The sequence below is a fragment of the Enterobacter sp. 148H3 genome, from assembly GCF_034107425.1.
GTDB lineage: Bacteria > Pseudomonadota > Gammaproteobacteria > Enterobacterales > Enterobacteriaceae > Enterobacter > Enterobacter vonholyi.
Map to the genome: position 1 here is coordinate 122,529 of NZ_JAWNEI010000002.1, position 17,145 is coordinate 139,673.

A 17,145-nucleotide genomic window follows, 5' to 3' on the forward strand; every position below is an offset into this window, starting at 1 on the left:
ACCCATAAAAAATTGCCGCCTGCCTGTTTTAGGTTGGATACATGCGTAAAGGAAATTTAAGCAGTGATGCGCCATTCGGGACATTGTTAGGCTATGCGCCCGGTGGCGTGGCGATTTACTCTTCAAATTACGGCAGTCTGGACCCGCGAAAATACCCGGAAGACGCGGATTTTCGCAGCTACATCGGCAATGAATACATGGGCCACAAGTGGCAGTGCGTTGAGTTTGCCCGCCGTTTCCTGTTCCTCAACTATGGCTTCGTGTTTACCGACGTCGGTATGGCGTGGGAAATTTTCTCTCTGCGCTTTTTGCGTCAGGTGGTGAACGATAACATTCTGCCCCTTCAGGCTTTTGCCAACGGCTCAAAACGCGCGCCGCGCGCCGGAGCGCTGCTGATCTGGCAAAAGGGCGGCGAGTTTCACGAGACCGGCCACGTGGCGGTGATCACCCAGCTTCTGGACGATAGGGTGCGTATTGCGGAGCAGAACGTGATTCACTCCCCGCTGCCGCTCGGGCAGCAGTGGACGCGCGAGCTGCGCCTGAGCGTGGAGAACGGGTGTTACACCCTCCACGACACCTTCAGCGACACGGAAATTCTCGGCTGGATGATCCAGACCGAGGATACGGAACACAGCATTCCCCAGCCGGAAATCGACGGCGAACTGCTGAAAATCAGCGGCGCGCGGCTGAAAAACAAACGTCAGTTCGACGGCAAGTGGCTCAACGAAAATGACGCGCTGCAGCAGGCGTATGTTCGCGCCAACGGCCACGTGATCAACAAAGATCCCTGCCAGTACTTCACCATTACCGAAAGCGCCGAGCAGGAGCTGATCAAGGCCACCAACGAACTGCACCTGATGTACCTGCACGCGACGGACAAGGTGCTGAAAGACGACAGCCTGCTGGCGCTTTTCGACATCCCGAAAATCCTCTGGCCGCGCCTGCGCCTCTCCTGGCAGTGGCGTCGTCACCATATGATCACCGGTCGTATGGATTTCTGCATGGATGAGCGCGGCATCAAGGTCTACGAGTACAACGCCGACTCCGCCTCCTGCCATACCGAGGGCGGGCTGATTCTCGAAGAGTGGGTGAAAAACGGCTATCGCGGCAACGGGCATAACCCGGCGGAAGGCCTGCTGGAAGAGCTGACCGGCGCCTGGAAGCACAGCCACGCGCGGCCGTTCGTCCACATCATGCAGGACAATGATGTCGAAGAGGACTATCACGCGCTCTTTATTCAGCGTTCGCTGATGCAGGCCGGGTTCGAGACCAAAATCCTCCACGGGCTGGGGGCGCTCAGCTGGGATGCCGCCGGGCAGCTGATCGACGACGAAGGTCGCCACGTCAACTGCGTGTGGAAAACCTGGGCGTGGGAAACGGCGATAGAGCAGATCCGCGAGGTCAGCGAAACCGAATACGCCGCCGTGCCGATCCGCACCGGACATCCTGAAGGCGAAGTGCGCCTGATTGACGTTCTGCTGCGCCCGGAGGTGCTGGTCTTTGAACCGCTGTGGACCGTTATTCCAGGCAACAAGGCGATTCTTCCGGTGCTGTGGCAACTGTTCCCGAATCACCGTTACCTGCTCGACACCGATTTTGAGGTCAACGATCTGCTGAAGCAGACCGGATATGCCGTTAAGCCGATTGCCGGACGCTGCGGCAGCAATATCGACCTGATCAGCGCCCAGGACGAGCTTCTGGATAAATCCAGCGGCAAGTTTGTCGACCGTAAAAACATCTACCAGCAGCTATGGTGCCTGCCGAAGGTCGACGGGAAGTACATTCAGGTCTGTACCTTTACCGTGGGCGGGAACTACGGTGGGACCTGTCTGCGCGGCGATGACTCGCTGGTGGTGAAGAAAGAGAGCGATATCGAGCCGCTGATCGTGGTTAAAGATAAGTAGTTCTTAGCCGCTTTAAAAAAGCCCCCGCAGGGCATCCTGCGGGGGCTTTTCGTTACTGTTCTTCCTCTTCCTGCCCGTTGATCTTCAGATCGATGATGCGGCCAATCTGGTCATGATAGACCGTCAGCAGGTTGTACTGGCTCATCTCGGAGATGATCTGCGGTGAGACATTAAAGCTGCGGGCCAGCTCCTCCTCCTGCAAATAACCCGGCTGACGCCGCCTGACGTGGGCGCGGCGGCGATTGTACTGATACCACAAAATCAGCAGCCAGCCGTTGAGCGCGGCGAACAGCAGGTAGAGCAACACCGTATTAAAGGACGCAATAATCACGCCCCAGCTGTGGTCGCTCTCCTCGGTTAGCTGCATCCAGAGCCGGGCATACAGGAAAAACAGGAAGCCTCCCCACGCCACCAGCGTTAACGCGGCATCGAAAAGACGTGGCAGCAGGCGATGTTCGGTCAGAATTAAGGTATTTTCGTTCATTGAAGGCTTCCTTTTCCCCGGTCCGGACTGATCCAGCGCGCGCGGGCGCGCTGGCGTTTAAGCATGACTTTTGGAAAGGCGACGAGGGTGGTGAACAGGCCGATCATCCAGTACACCATCGGGAACCAGATCACCCAGAAAAGCGAGCTGGCAACCTTCCGTTCATAGCGCCGCTCAATGTACAAACTGACGAGGAACTGCAGGAGGCACATCACGCCCAGCAGTAGCCCGGTAAACTCCGGTGGAAAGAGGCTCTCCACGGTCAGCCTGGCAGGAACAGGGGCGATATGGCTGAGAATAAATAACAGCACCGTCATGGCGTACGCGAAGGCCCACAGCGTTGACAGGGCGTACTCGATAAAAAGGGGCCACATGCGGTGATGCTCCCAGCGCACAATCCTGCGAAGGTTGACCAGAAACACCTCCGCGCCGCCCTGAGCCCAGCGCAAACGCTGTTTCCACAGGCCCTTGAGCGTCTCCGGCATCAGGATCCAGCACAGCGCCCGCGGCTCGAAAAAGATATCCCAGTGGCGCAGCTGGAGCTTCCAGCTGATGTCGATGTCTTCGGTGATCATGTCCGGGCTCCAGTACCCGACGTCCGCCAGCGCCTGTCGGCGAAAGGCGGCGATGACGCCGGAGACGGTAAAGACCCGGCCATAGATCCGCTGCGTCCGCTTGATGAGCCCGATAATCGATGAGAACTCGCCCACCTGAATGCGGCCGATCAGCGTGGAGCGCGTGCGAATACGCGGGTTCCCGGTGACCGCCCCGACGTGGGGATACTGAATCAGCGGTGCCACCAGATACGCTGCCGTATCGCGATCGAGCAGGGCGTCACCGTCAATGCAGACCAGCAGATCTCCCCGTGCCGCCGCTGCCCCGGCTTTGAGCGCCAGCGCTTTCCCCTGATTTTCCGCGAGATTAATCACCCGCAGGCGCGGCTGTTCCAGCGCCAGCGCCTGCAGCACCTGCGCCGTGTTGTCAGACGAGCCGTCATTGATGGCGATAACTTCTATATTTTCATACCGCTGATCCAGCGCGGCGCTGATGGTCTCCCGGGCATTTCGTCCCTCGTTAAAGCAGGGGATCAGAATGGAGATGAGCGGCTCACCGGCGAGCGTCGGGGCGGGCGTCTCTTTATCCCACGACCAGTGGCGTTCAAGCTGAAACCAGAAATAGAGCCCGCCGGTTATCCAGAGCACGGACATGAACAGCGGCCAGAAGAACACAAAATCCAGAATCAGCTCGCCGGTAAAGAGGGCGGCCACGCCCAATGGCAACCCGAATACCAGACATAAAATGGAAAAGGCGATAATGCGATCAGTCATTGTCAGGGTACCAGTACGAAGAAAATACAGGCCTGATGCGTGTGATATCAGGTTGGTTGTTGATGAAATCATCGGGGTAGTAACCGTAGTTTTTGACGCCGTTCAGCTGGAGCACGCGCATCCACTGCGCAAGCTGGCTATCAGAAACGGCGCGCTGCGGTTTCTTATCCCAGTCCCTGGACTGCAGTTCAAAAATGGTTTTATCGAGCGCGCCGGGACGTGTGGCGACCGCTTTAACCAGACGCGCCAGCCAGGCATCGCTCTCGTCAGCCGGAATGGACTCCATTAGCGGCATGGCCATCGGCACCGTCCAGTCATACTCCGCCAGAAAATCGTCAAGATTCTGCGCGAACCACGCCTCGCTTTCGGGCTGCAGAATGGGTAAGGCGAACATGTTGCGCGCGGTTTTTATCTGCGGGCCACGGATATGCTTCACCGCCAGGCTCAGGGCATGGGTAAACCCGATAAGCGTCTGGCTTTTCTGACGTGTTGTGCTCTGAGCGCCATCGTCCACGTCCGTCAGCACCGCATCGTCATGGAACAAAATCCCGTTGAAGCTGGCATAGCGGGCCAGATCTTCGTAGATGTCCGTTACCTGCTGGCGCACCTGCGGGTCCCACGGGGAGAGCCGGATATAGGGCTCGGTGGCTTCGCGCAGCTGGCCGGTTTGACGATCCCGGCGCTGCACGCGCGGCAGGGCAGGATCGAGATCGAACGAGAGCACCGGCATCCACGCGAAGACTTTCACCCCCGCGCGGGTTTGCAGCTGCCAGGAGACAAAATTAAAGAGATCGGCCCGGACCGGCAGACGACGGTTGGGGAAATAGAGCGCCTTGATCCTGCCGTCGCCCTGCGGGTCGGCAAACGCCTGCAGAAAAACATGGCTGATTTTCATGTCGTAGACCCGCTGGATCAGCCTGTTGATGTTTTGGGTCTGCTGGGCCGGATCGGGATCGTAAACGTAGTCGAGATCGACGTGCATGACGCGAACGGGATCGTGCTCCTGAACCTGGCTTACCGTACTGGCAAACGCCTTGAGCGAGGGATTGCCAGCGATCAGCAGACGAGGGATGTTCCCCAGCTCCTGCACGTTCCCCAGCCCGTCCTCAAGGGTAAAGGCCAGCTGATAACCCTGCTGTCTGGCGATCGCGAGCGACGTGCCGTTGGCGGCGCCGTAGGGCCAGACCCAGGCGCGCGGTGCCTTGCCCGTCACCTGCGTGATTTTTTCTGTCACTTTACGAACGTCATCGCCGATCCGCTGGTTGAAGTGCTGGTCCGTTTCATAGCTGCCAGTGGCTTTGTCATAAAAGCGGTTGGCGATGGCAGGTTCGCGGCTGCCCTGCGGGTTGGCCGGAATGCCGTAATGCGAGGCCCAGGTGTGCGATCCGATCTCAATCAGCGAGGACCGACTGAGCTCGCGCACCATGTCCCACGTCGCGAAGCGATCGCGGGGCGTCATCAGACCGCCGAAGTTAACTTTTTGATTTTCTGGCGTATCCACCCAGCTGCCCACCGGCGCCCAGAGCGCAGGGACGTTCCACGCCTGAAGCAGCGGCCAGACGCGGGTGTAAAAGCTGCTGTAGCCGTCGTCAAAGCTGAGCAGAACGGCTTTCGGCGGCAGCGTTTTTTTTCCGTCATGGGCATCCAGAATGTCCTGCACGCTGATGATGTGATAACCGTTGTGCAGCAGCCAGCTTATCTGCTCGTTTAGCGCGCTGGTGCGCACGGAGAGGTAGCGCTGATCGGCGGCATCGTCTTCTACATCGTGGTAGGCCAGCACCAGAAACTGGTTCTGCGGCCAGGGTTTGCTCGCCTCCAGCTGTGGCCGCGCTTTGGGCGCAATAAACGAAAATGCCTGCGCGCAGACGCTCGCGCTGAGGCAGAGCCAGCCGAGAAGTATCAGGCTCGCGGAAAAACGTGTGTTAAGCATAATCATCCTTAAAAGCGTAAAGTCGCGTCTAACGTGACGGAGAGGTTGCTCTCGCGTTTGCCGTCGTAAGGGCGCTTGTCCCAGTTCAGCATCACGCCGGTATCAATAACGTTGTTCCACTGGACGCGCTGTCCGTAACCCAGCAGGGCGATGGCGCCAGCGGACTGATTTTTCTGCCAGTAGCTGCCGCCTCCCGCCACGAACTGCTGGCTCCAGAGGGTGTCGTAATGGCGGTACATCTCATGGTCAACGGCCAGGGCCGCCGTCACGGAGAGATCCCGCGCCGGGTTGTAGTAGAGCGTGTCCCGCAGGCTATTTTTACTGGCGGCGATCCCCGGTTCGAGATCCAGCGTCAGTGACGGGGTCTGCCAGAGACGCTCCTTGCCCGTGAGGGTGTATTCCTGGCGGCGGTTATGATCCGAGAAGCGGCTGAGGGCGGCGCTGAACTGGTACTCACGACGCTCGTTTTGATACCAGCGCACGCCGCCTTCCCCCCGGTTGGCGTTGATCCCGTTGCGTAACGCCCGCAGGGGCGTGGTGCGCGACAGGCGTTCAAGGCTGCCGCTGACCTGCCAGTTATCTGTCAGAACGTACGTAGTTGAGAGGCGAGCGCCCGGCTTGTTTGCCCCGTGATAGCGGTTGCTGGAGAGTTCGGCTTCGAGCTGGAGGTTGCGTGGCCGCCATTCGACGCCGCCCAACAGGTGACGGCTGGAGCCTTTGCCTTCATCGAAATTACCCTCTGCATAGCGGGTGCCGGCAAACAGCCGCCAGCTATCCGCCACGGGTGGGCCATAGAGCGTGGCGTCCCAGTTGAGGTCGTGCGTCCCGCTGACGGGGTTATCGGAGTGCAAACCCTTGCTCGCGTTGAGGCGCAGCTCGGACATATGGTGGACGGTGCGGAGCCTGTCCAGACGCCTTGCGCTGCGATCGCGCGGCGCGCGGGCGACTACGTCGTCGGCCAGTAAATCCATCTGCCGCCATTCCTGCAGATCCATGGCGACGTAAGCCTGCTGCTGCTCAAGTTCGAGATTCGAGGGCTCCAGCGCCTCCGCCATTTTCAGCGTTTGCTCGGCCGCGCGCGGCAGGCCTCGCGCCTGAAGCAGCGTGGCGTAGTCAATCTGCAATCCCTGATTGCCCGGCGCGGTTGTCGCCAGACGTCGCGCCAGCTTTTCGGCTTCCGGCAGGGCATTCGTCGCCAGCAAATAGTTAAAACGGAGCGACTGGCCGGCAAGCCACCGATCGTTCGGCTGAGGGGTAGGGGAGCCGAAATCGTAACGGGTCCAGGGGACGTTGCGGGTCTGGCGCTCAACGTACTGGCGGGCGGCCTGATACTCTCCCGTATCCAGCCAGGCGTAGAAAAGCGCGTGTTCCTCGTCCTGCGGATCGGAAGCGTATTGCGGATAGCGCTGCAGAAGCGCGAAGGCGGCAGCGGTATTTTTCTCCTGGAGGTAGGACGAGATCACCCAGCCGATTGCCCAGCCCGGCAGCGGATGCCGGGCTGCCGTCAGATCCTGATATTCACTGATGACCCGCGGGTACTCAGCATGGGCATACAGCGCGCCGAGTCGGTCGATACGCGCAAGGATAATGTCTTCGGCCGCCTGCGGCTCGCTTTTCCAGCGAGACAGCAGCGCGTCGTAACGATTCAGCGCAGATTGCGCAAGCTGCAGGCGCTCTTTTTCTGTTCTGCCAGGCACATCTGCAAGGCGAACGCTTTCGGCTGCGGCATTCAGCTCTAGACGACGACGCTCCGCTGGGGACAGCGCCACCTTTTTTGAAAGCTGGAGAGCGGGAGTATTGACCCGGTTATCCGTTAGCGCGTCGATCAGCTCGCGAAGAAGCGCGTGATTTTCTGGCGCGATATTCAGCGCGCGCGTGTCTGCTAAAAGCCGATCCCAGCTTTTTCCCTGGCGTAACCAGACATACCCCAGCGTCTGAAGATGCGCCTGAGAGGGATCCTCCGCCACCAGCTGTCGGGCTTCCTTGAGGGCAAGCGTATCTTTACGGGCATCGGCCAGGGTTTTGATATAGCCGATACGATAATCGTCGTTATCCGGCGCAAGGCTCAGCGCTTCTTTCCAGAGCGCCAGAGCTGGCTGCCACGCTTTCTGATTTCTCCTGGCCTGTGCGACAGCCGCTACGCCACGGGCGGGCAGCGGCATATAAATGCTGTAGCGCTGCCAGACCTGAATAACCTCGTCATCATGACCTGCCCAGGCCGCCACCTGTAACCAGTCCGCAACGTGTTCAGGCGTCAGGGCATGCTGCTGCTGATAACGCTGAAGATAATCGAGAAACGACGTGTAATTACCGTTACGTGCCTGTTGAATCTGTTGCTCATAAACGGATTCCGAACCCTGAACCAGAACAGGAAAGAGTAATAACAGAAACAATAATGTTGGGGTGCGATAAAAGAATAATGTACTTAAGCGAAGCGATCTTTCCATATCTATTTGCCATTTGTTTATCATGAATCCATTGCATAACACGGCCGCCTTTTAACTCTGCTTTAAAGGCCATAAATGGGAACATTAAATCTGAATGCAGTAACGTTATGGGGTACTTACTTAAAGGTAATTATGAAACCTCATCTCAGTGGTCTTGATGGGAGGTAATGTACACCTGATATGTTGCCGGATAAATATGCTGAAAAGCTGCTGTGTAGTTTTGAGATAATTCTGTAATAGGCGTGTTTTTGTGTTTAACTTGAATTGATTTATTAATTATAACTCATTGAAATAATTGTCATTTATTTTTATTGTGACAGTTTTGTATATATTTTTTATGACGCTAATCTGTATCAATTAAAGTACTTTCTGGTGCATGTTTGGGACGTTTCATGACAAAAATTCTTAATGTTTAGAGAAGTGACTTTTCTGGGATTGTTTTTTATTTATAATTAAAGGCAGACATTGAATGATAGTCTACAGGAAGTCTTACTCATCAATGTGTGTATTGAGGGATGTCCAAAGCCAGAATACATTTATCGTTAATATAACAGCGCTATAAAACGAAGGCGGTCTTCTTTTCGCAGGATCGTTCTTGCTTTAATCTAAAAGGGATGGTTAGTGGCAACTTCAATAGTGTTAGTGACTCAGGATCGCTACCTTGTCAGGGGGATGCGGATATTTTTTCCGGATATTATCCTGCTCGATTCGATTGACAGAAACATATTTGATAACGGTGCAGATGAATATTCTGTATTGATTGATAGTCGTGCGCCGCTCCGTTTATATGATTACCTGATACGCCATCCGGCCAGAACGAGAAAAACGATTTGCTGCGTTATGCTTGATATGCGCCATCGCGAGGAGAATCTGCTCAGTATGAAGCTGTTTATGAATACGTCGCTGACGGAGCCGGACATGGCCTCGCTGTTTAACCTGGTGCTCAATATGAAGGGCCGGCGCCTGACCACGAAGTGGCTGCTGAATTTACGGCTGAGCACGCATGAAACGATCATGTTGCGGTTGCTGAGGGCAGGCATGTCAATGGAGGAGATTGCAGGCGAGCTGAATACGTCGGTGAAAAGCCTCTACCGCAAACGTACGGCGCTCTCGGAACGGCTGGGGGCGGAGAACTTCAATGAGGCGTGTCTGTTTATCTTCAAAAACAAACTGCTGGGCGCAGGTGGGAACGATCCCTGAGGCTGCTTGAAACAAACATGCAGACGCCCGGTGGGCGATGTTTTGATAAGGATGATTTATTACCACATACTGATGATATGCCTGGCAATTATTTCAACTCGGGACGAGTAACGTCAGAGTTACTGCTGGTCTTTTGAGGCGCTACTGCGAGCGTGACATTGTGGTGGGTAAGATACTGAAGAAGGGAAATCCTGGTTGTTGAAGAGAAAAGCTGTACCTCTTCTTTTGACCAGGTTCCTGGCATAGTGATGCAGATGCAGAATATACAGATTCTCAAATTTCATCTTTATCGGGAACTAATATTACACATTGGTATCTCATCATTATTGCAGATTAAGCAAAATGGTTAATCTTATGTTTCTGCAAACCACCACGCTTTAACAATTTGCATACTTCTCTTCGGGTAAAAATACATATCGCATGATGTGCTAACTACCTTGAGAAATTTCCCTGGAACAAAAAGACCAAACTTACGGATGATTAGCCGTATCTTATTTCTAATATTTCTGAACTAATCAAAATATGCCCCACATTCGATACGTGCTTCAGAATACCTGTTCTGAATAAAGAACAACATATTTGAGCCTTAAGCGATAAAAGTATCGATGTGCATAATAGTTGCTAATAATATTTTTGGAGTTCAATAATGAAGAAGTCTTTACTGGCATTGGCACTGGTAGCATTACCGGGTATGGTTTTCGCTCAAATGTCTGACAATACGGTTCGATTCCAGGGTGAAGTTGCTGACCAGACCTGCAGCGTTGATGTGAACGGCACCTCCAGCCAGCCAGTTGTTCTTATGCCTACTGCGGCAGCGTCTGCTTTGAAAAATGTAAATTCTATTACAGGTAAAACCAACTTTAGCATCAATCTGACCAACTGTACCGCTGCTGTTGCTGATACTAAAATTAGTACGACTTTTGCAGGTACTGATGTTACTACCGCGGGCAATATGGGTAACTCCGGTACAGCGACTAATGTTGAGGTTCAACTGCTTGGTAGTGATTCAAAACCTGTTAATCTGGCTAATGGTATGACTGAAGTTCCCGGTATTACGCTGGCCCAAGGCCAAACGTCAGCAACTCAGGATCTGGCTGTTCAGTATATTTCTGAAGAGGGTAATGCGACCGCTGGTACGGTTATTGCCTCTGCTCAGTACGCTATTAGCTATCCATAATTCTCTATTTATTTATAAGTAAGCTCTGACGGCCTTCTGGCTGTCAGAGATTCATTTGCAGGTAATCTATGAAGATCATCAAGCATTTGTCTTTTTCTTTTCTGACAATGGCCACATTAGTCGCTACGGCTCATGCTAGTGTAGTAATGACAGGTACACGAATTATTTATCCTGCCGGCGGACATGAAAAGATTGTGCAATTAAGTAATAAGGATTCTTATCCAAATATTGTGCAGGCATGGATTGATAAGGGAGGAAAAAATCCAACTCCAGGGAATGCAGACAGTTCATTCGTCCTGACTCCTCAGATGTTTCGCATTGAACCACAGGGGGGGCAGATAATTCGGATTAAGTATGTAGGACCGAAACTGCCTGAGGATCGCGAGTCTTTATTTTATTTTAACTTTGTGCAAATCCCTTCGTTGAAGACGAGTGAGCAGGGAGCCAATAAAGTGGTTCTGGTTTTAGATAACAGAGTAAAAGTTTTTTATCGTCCCGACCATTTGAACGGCAATGTTAATGATTTAGGCCATGAAATCAAAGTTAAGGCAGATGGGTTAAACTCAGTTACCATTGAAAATCCAACTGGATATTTTGTTAATCTTCGTCGTGCTGAGATGACAGTGAATGGGAATAAGTTGTCGTTCGCAAACGGAGCCATCGTTGCGCCGAAGTCAATACAAAAAATTGAATTACCGAAAGGAAAGAGAACATCACCTTTAACGCTTAAGATAGTTGATGATTATGGTGCTGATCATTCAGCTGATTTTACGATTTAATTTTCTTTGATTTTAGAGTTTTCGATTTAATTATAGTCGAACGGGTGGCGTTGTGAAACTTTGCTATTGGCTGTCATGCCCATTGACACTTTTACTGGCTTTATCTCCGGTGGCCTCTGCTGTGAGCGCAGCGACTGCACCGTTTAGAAATAATGAAGAATATACCTTTGATGATTCACTCCTTCGTGGCAGTAGTTTAAATATAAAATCACTGTCCCGGTTTAACACTGCCAATAATGTAGAACCAGGTAATTATCAGGTTGATGTCTATATTAATTCGCGTCCGGTTGGTCGTATGGAAGTTAAATTCGACGATCACAATCAGAAATCTGAAGGCTGTCTGACAAAAAAACAGCTTTTACGTTTTGGTGTTAAACCGGAAGTATTGGCAAAACTCACGGATCAATCTCAGTGTGTTTTCGTCACAGATTTTCTACCTGGTAGTCAGAGTGATTTTGACTTCAGCCATTTACGTCTAGATTTGTCTATTCCTCAAAAGCTGGTTGTAACGCTACCGCGAGGTTATGTCGATCCTGCTAACCTGGACGAAGGCGAATCAATAGGGTTTGTTAACTATAATGCAAACCAATATCACGTACAGACCAGTCCTGACGCGGGCAATATGCGAATGGACTCATCATATATAGGTCTTTCGGGGGGAGTGAACGCCGGAATGTGGCGTTTCCGCCAGCAGGGCGCATGGCGTCATGATGATAATGGTAGTAAATGGGAGCGAAGCCGGACCTATGTGCAGCGGGCATTGCCTTTTATCGGTAGTGAACTGACGTTGGGTGAAACCTTCACGCCGGGACAGTTATTCTCAAGTCTTGGTTTTCGCGGTGCCTCACTTAGTACTGACGAGCGAATGCTCCCTGATTCTATGCGCGGTTACGCACCGACCATTCGTGGCATTGCGAAGACGAACGCTCGAGTCACGGTTTATCAAAAGGGACGAGCAATTTATGAAAGTACCGTCCCTCCGGGATCTTTCGAGATTAACGATCTTTCCGCGACGACCTATGGCGGCGATCTGACCGTTATTGTTAAAGAGGCGGATGGTTCAGAGAGCACCTTCGATGTACCTTACGCGTCTGTTCCTGAGTCGCTGCGCCCGGGGACAAGTCGCTATAACGTTTCTATGGGACGCGTCCGCGACGTTGGCAGTAAAGATGTGTTTGGTGAAGTGACATACCAACACGGCATCAGTAACACCGTCACCGGTAACTCAGGACTTCGAGTAGCCAATGGCTATACGGCGGCCATGATGGGCGGAGTTTTAACAAACTTCCTTGGAGCCTTTAGTCTTGATGCAACCTATTCCCACGCGCATTTTGATAATGCCGGAGTTCAGGCTGGTTGGATGGCCAGAGCTGCTTATAGCCGAACTTTCCAACCCACCGGTACAACGCTGGGTATTGCAGGCTACCGCTACTCAACCAGAGGTTATCGTGAACTTAGCGATGTATTTGCGGTAAGGAATGCTGGTGCACACTGGCAGTCGCCAAGCTATTTGCAACGTTCTCGCTATGAAATTTCATTGAACCAAAGCTTGAAAGGCTTAGGTTCCCTTTTTTTGTCTGGTTCTTCACAGGATTATCGCGATGGTCGATCCCGCGATACCCAGTTGCAGTTTGGCTATAGCACCATGCTCTGGGGAAACGTATCTTTAGGGCTAAACGTGTCCCGACAGCGTACGACTCGTTACCAGCAAGCGTCGCTGGGCTCATGGGATTCCGACGACGAAAATACATGGGTTGCTAAGCAGGGGACTTCACAAACATCGAAAGAAACCTTAACCCAGTTAACTATCTCATTCCCGCTAGGAGGAAGTACGAACTCACCGTTTATGACTTCTTCGCTCGCACATAGCCATGAGGGAGGAAGCACCTATCAGACTTCCATCTCCGGTACGGCAGGTGAGAATCACGATCTTTCCTACAGTGCGAATATTGCGCGCCAGGAGATTGGGGATGAAAACACGATTGGCGGGAGCCTGGAGCAGCGCTTTGCTTACACCCAACTGGGAGTGAGTGGTTCAAAAAGTCGGGATTACACGCAGGCTTCCGCTACTGCTCATGGTTCTTTTGCTGTACACAGTGGCGGTATTACATTCGGGCCTTACCTCAGTGATACGTTTGGCCTGGTCGAAGCCAAAGGAGCCGAAGGGGCGCGAATCATGGACGGCCAGGCTGCAGCGATCGATAGCTCTGGATACGCATTAGTGCCGACGTTGATGCCTTATCGTTATAACACCGTGAGTTTAGATCCGGCCAATATATCCCCTTATGCCGAGCTGCAGGATGGTGAGCGCCGGGTTGCGCCTTCCGCTGGGGCAGCCGTAAAACTTAAATTCCGTACCCTAATGGGTTACCCGGTCTTGTTGCAAACAACGCTGCCTAACGGACAAATCATTCCTATGGGGGCGGATGTTTACGACAAAGGAAAGCTAGTCGGAATGATGGGTCAGGCTGGGCAGGCTTATCTTCGTGCCTCTGGAGTGACCGGCAAATTAACCATCAAATGGGACGATGATCAGCAGTGTTATGTGAATTACGATCTGGGTAATCCGGACAAAAATCAGTCATTAATTAAAACCACCGCCGTGTGTCTGGCTAATTGATCAAATTGCAGGAAAAAAAATGAAACGCTTTTTTCAATCAATTATAAGTAGCAACAGCGTGGCGCTGAGAACCAGGGGACTGCTTCTGCTTTCATTGTTGCTAATTACTACAACATTTAATGCGTCAGCAACGTGTGTACGTAAAGACTTTAGCGATAGCGGAGGCGATCTTTATGGTACATCGCTTCGTCTGGGTAACATAAACTTGACCAGCGATGATTTACAACCAGTAGGAACTGTTCTGGCAACATCTGTCGTCAACCTTTTTCCATCGGTTGGTTTAACAAATCCCGACACGGTAATGTTTGAGTGTGATTTAGCAGATGCAAATAATATATATCAGGCATTTGCGACCAATGGAGATAGTAACGTCGGAGGTTTTACTAACTTTGGTGACAACTATTTTCAGACTTTTTTTCGTTATACAGCGCTAAAATTAACCAACGTCGAATCTGGTGTGGAATTTACCCGCATATGGCAGAAGGTGCCTATTACTCATTATGCTACTGTTGGGAATAAAATTCAGATTCGAGGCAGGGATTTCAGCCCTATTCGCGCTGAATTAATTAAAACGGATAAATATGATCCTACTCCAGCAACAAACTCATTTGGATGCCCAGGACCTTCAGCGATTGGATACACAGGTAATTATACTTGTCCACAGCCGAATGGTTATGTTGCCTTTAGCGGCCCAGGCGTTGAGCTGGCAGAGCTTGGGCATGACGCCAACCTGGACTGGACTAGCTGGGGATTGGTGCGCTACTACGCGCTTGGGATGAATTTGGGCCCTGTATCTACTTTAACTAACAACAATACCTGCGGTGTTGTGAGCACAACGCCTCTGGTTACATTTGCGAAAATTTCACCAGCCGAGCTGACTGCGGGAGGCAACAGAACCGGCAGTTTTAACGTTCAAATAAAATGTCAGGATGGTGTGGAATCGGGTGTTCAGCATGGTCAAACATCAATAGCTATCCAAACTTCTATGCCTGCGTATGTTGCGGCACAAAAAATTAATCTAGTCAATGGCTCTGGTGGCGTGAGTTATTTGCTGTCAGATGGCTATGGCACCGATTCTTCAGTCGCGACAGGCGTCGGAATTAGACTTGAGGATAGTAAGGGAGTAACCCGGTATTTCACCGGTTGGGCACCTTGCGATAGCACTTGTGCCAGTTCGGATAATTCAGGCTGGTATCCTGTCCTCAGCAATGCCGACTCGGTTGGAGAGAGTGGGGGTTATACCACTTACGAAAGTACCTATACGGCTATTCTTGAAGCCATCCCAGGCCAGACTCCAAAGGCTGGAAAAGTTGATGCTACAGCTTATGTACTCGTGAAGGTGCAGTAATGGTAATTGATTTCCACCAAAAAAAAATAATGCGATTTTGCTTTCAGGCGTTACAGTCTATTGTGTACATGCTGATGCTGCTTGGTGTTATCACATTTGTTAACCATGCGCAGGCTGGCATAGTGGCATCAAGTACGCGATTAGTTTTCAAAGATGATAAAAACGAGCGGACGTTGATGCTCGCAAATACTAATAAGTATCCCATTATTGTGCAAACATGGGCTGATAATGGTGATACCTCAAGTACATCCGATCAGGCAAATGCCCCATTTATTCCTGTTCCGTCAGTTTTTCGCATGGAGCCTGCCGGTATTAAAGGAATAAAGGTAATAAATAGAGGCGATCGCCTTCCTCAGGATAGAGAGTCAGTTTATTGGTTGAATATCTATGAGATTCCGCCAGTTTCTAAAAAAGAGGAGGGAGCACATATTGAACTGGCAATTAACACGCAGTTAAAGATTTTCTATCGGCCAAAAATGCTCACCGACGATCCTCAAGCGGCATTGAAGAAGCTGAAGTTTACTGTTCGTGAGCGAAATGGGGTGCAAATTATACATTGTCAAAATGATACTCCGTATTTTGCGTCATTTGGCCAAATGGATGTTGATGTAGGTGAGAAGAAGTATTTCGCTGAGCAGGAAATGGATATGATGACAGCACCCTATTCTACTCATGATTATCGGATAGTGATGCCTAAAATGGTGGGATCACTTCAAGGGAAAATGTTGAATTATATTTTATATGATGACCGCGGTGACAGCATTAAGCATAGCGCACGTTTACAATAACTCTAATGTGTGAAAGGGACTCCTGTGGAATTTCCCGGAATAATAAAATTTTCATATTGTCAGGATGCTTTTTTTGAATCAGGAGTAACTTCTATTTTCGATAGTTCTCTCCGTAAATACGTTGTTGATTTTTTAAGGAGGAAAGGCACTTCATTTCTTTCGGTATATATTTTTTCCGGTGAAAGTATTGCTGAAGTATGTAATGTTATGATGACAATTCCAATTCATGATTGTGCTATTATATTTGCAAGGGAATCAGTCATTAGGCTGCTTGATAAGATTTATGAATCTGATCGTGTTTTTTTTGTTTCATCTCGCGCGAGTTTTGGTGTCGTTAAAAAAACGATACTGCGTTATCTTAAAAGGCGGAGAGATGAAAGCGTTCAGAAGATAGAGTTTACCTATCTTGAGTCATTAGTTTTGTCCTTTTTGGCAGATGGAATAGCACCTCAATTTTTATCAAAAAAGGTTGGCCTTTCCGTACAAACAATTAGCAGACATAAAAGAAATGCAATGTTTAAGCTTGGGGTGAGAACAACCGCTGAGTTATTCTTGAAATATTCTTTGCTGGTAAAGCATAAAAAAATAAAGCACGCTAATTTTATGAGTGAGATGAGTATTTGATGATGAGATTTAAGTTAACTACGCTTGTTGCCTTTAGTGCATTTTCAGTTGTGGCTTACGCTATTGATGCACCTATGCTTGGTAATATAAAGTCTGAAAGTCACCAGGTCTGTGGCAAAAAAATTGAAGTTCAGGTTGTAACATTGGATGATGCGTCAGTGATGATTGGTATTTTGAATAAAAATAATAACGAATGGGATACTTTTATCTCAGAAAATCCAGTTACGAAAGAATTTTCTTATGCAAAATATCAGCCTGCTAAATTTGACGCACTTTCACGTACGTTTATTAAGCAAGATAATAAAAAAATGTTCGTGCTTTGGGGGAAATCACAGGATGATAAAAATGATTTTCACTATACCCTATCGCTAGGTTCACATAGCTACGACTGTGGGCTCATGCAAAACTGGCCTGATGATTTAGCGAATGATATTTATGGGGAAAGTGAAACCGATCAAGCATTGAGCGGCTAAGGTGTTAATTTAGGGGGCTTTCCTTGAAGAAAACTATGCGTTA

13 protein-coding genes are annotated in these 17,145 nt (G+C 50.7%); 9 read left to right on the forward strand and 4 right to left on the reverse strand.

Annotated elements, in window-relative coordinates:
- The first annotated feature begins 41 nt into the window (after positions 1 to 41).
- Positions 42 to 1,904 (forward strand): bifunctional glutathionylspermidine amidase/synthase, encoded by a 1,863-nt coding sequence (gene gss / locus USH94_RS02845; protein WP_111963255.1) that lies wholly within the window; start codon positions 42 to 44, stop codon positions 1,902 to 1,904.
- Between the two features lie 52 nt (positions 1,905 to 1,956).
- Here gss and pgaD read toward each other — a convergent pair whose 3' ends face one another.
- From pgaD to pgaA, 4 genes are read right to left on the reverse strand one after another with little or no spacing between them, the layout of a single operon-like run.
- Positions 1,957 to 2,388: a poly-beta-1,6-N-acetyl-D-glucosamine biosynthesis protein PgaD gene (gene pgaD, locus USH94_RS02850; protein WP_111963254.1), complete on the reverse strand. Its 432-nt coding sequence runs from the start codon at positions 2,386 to 2,388 to the stop codon at positions 1,957 to 1,959.
- Positions 2,385 to 3,716: a poly-beta-1,6-N-acetyl-D-glucosamine synthase gene (gene pgaC / locus USH94_RS02855; protein ID WP_111963253.1), complete on the reverse strand. Its 1,332-nt coding sequence runs from the start codon at positions 3,714 to 3,716 to the stop codon at positions 2,385 to 2,387. The genes pgaD and pgaC overlap by 4 nt, the downstream gene beginning before the upstream one ends.
- Entirely contained in the window at positions 3,709 to 5,646 is a 1,938-nt protein-coding gene (gene pgaB, locus USH94_RS02860; RefSeq protein WP_111963252.1) for a poly-beta-1,6-N-acetyl-D-glucosamine N-deacetylase PgaB, read from the reverse strand. Before pgaB ends, pgaC begins: the two co-directional genes overlap by 8 nt.
- Positions 5,647 to 5,654: 8 nt before the next feature.
- Complete coding sequence (pgaA, locus tag USH94_RS02865; RefSeq protein ID WP_111963251.1) at positions 5,655 to 8,093, reverse strand: poly-beta-1,6 N-acetyl-D-glucosamine export porin PgaA; 2,439 nt, start codon at positions 8,091 to 8,093, stop codon at positions 5,655 to 5,657.
- A 672-nt stretch (positions 8,094 to 8,765) separates the two neighbouring features.
- Between pgaA and USH94_RS02870 the strand changes: the two genes are divergently transcribed.
- The 8 genes from USH94_RS02870 (at position 8,766) to USH94_RS02905 (ending at position 17,102) form a co-directional block, all read left to right on the forward strand.
- Positions 8,766 to 9,293 (forward strand): LuxR C-terminal-related transcriptional regulator, encoded by a 528-nt coding sequence (locus tag USH94_RS02870; protein WP_181574013.1) that lies wholly within the window; start codon positions 8,766 to 8,768, stop codon positions 9,291 to 9,293.
- Between the two features lie 646 nt (positions 9,294 to 9,939).
- Positions 9,940 to 10,470, forward strand: a complete 531-nt coding sequence (locus USH94_RS02875) for a fimbrial protein (protein ID WP_111963249.1) — start codon at positions 9,940 to 9,942, stop codon at positions 10,468 to 10,470.
- Between the two features lie 68 nt (positions 10,471 to 10,538).
- Positions 10,539 to 11,249: a molecular chaperone gene (locus tag USH94_RS02880; RefSeq protein ID WP_111963248.1), complete on the forward strand. Its 711-nt coding sequence runs from the start codon at positions 10,539 to 10,541 to the stop codon at positions 11,247 to 11,249.
- A 52-nt stretch (positions 11,250 to 11,301) separates the two neighbouring features.
- The gene (locus USH94_RS02885; RefSeq protein ID WP_111963247.1) at positions 11,302 to 13,869 is read left to right on the forward strand and encodes a fimbria/pilus outer membrane usher protein; all 2,568 of its coding nucleotides are present in this window, start codon (positions 11,302 to 11,304) and stop codon (positions 13,867 to 13,869) included.
- Between the two features lie 19 nt (positions 13,870 to 13,888).
- Positions 13,889 to 15,217 carry a fimbrial protein gene (locus USH94_RS02890; protein ID WP_111963246.1) on the forward strand — a complete coding sequence of 443 codons (1,329 nt, stop codon included), beginning with the start codon at positions 13,889 to 13,891 and terminating at the stop codon, positions 15,215 to 15,217.
- A complete protein-coding gene (locus USH94_RS02895) occupies positions 15,217 to 16,005 on the forward strand; it encodes a molecular chaperone (RefSeq protein WP_111963245.1) in 789 nt (262 codons plus the stop codon). The genes USH94_RS02890 and USH94_RS02895 overlap by 1 nt, the downstream gene beginning before the upstream one ends.
- Positions 16,006 to 16,029: 24 nt before the next feature.
- Positions 16,030 to 16,629: a helix-turn-helix transcriptional regulator gene (locus USH94_RS02900; RefSeq protein ID WP_146749021.1), complete on the forward strand. Its 600-nt coding sequence runs from the start codon at positions 16,030 to 16,032 to the stop codon at positions 16,627 to 16,629.
- Complete coding sequence (locus USH94_RS02905) at positions 16,629 to 17,102, forward strand: hypothetical protein (RefSeq protein WP_111963243.1); 474 nt, start codon at positions 16,629 to 16,631, stop codon at positions 17,100 to 17,102. The genes USH94_RS02900 and USH94_RS02905 overlap by 1 nt, the downstream gene beginning before the upstream one ends.
- Positions 17,103 to 17,145 lie beyond the last annotated feature (43 nt).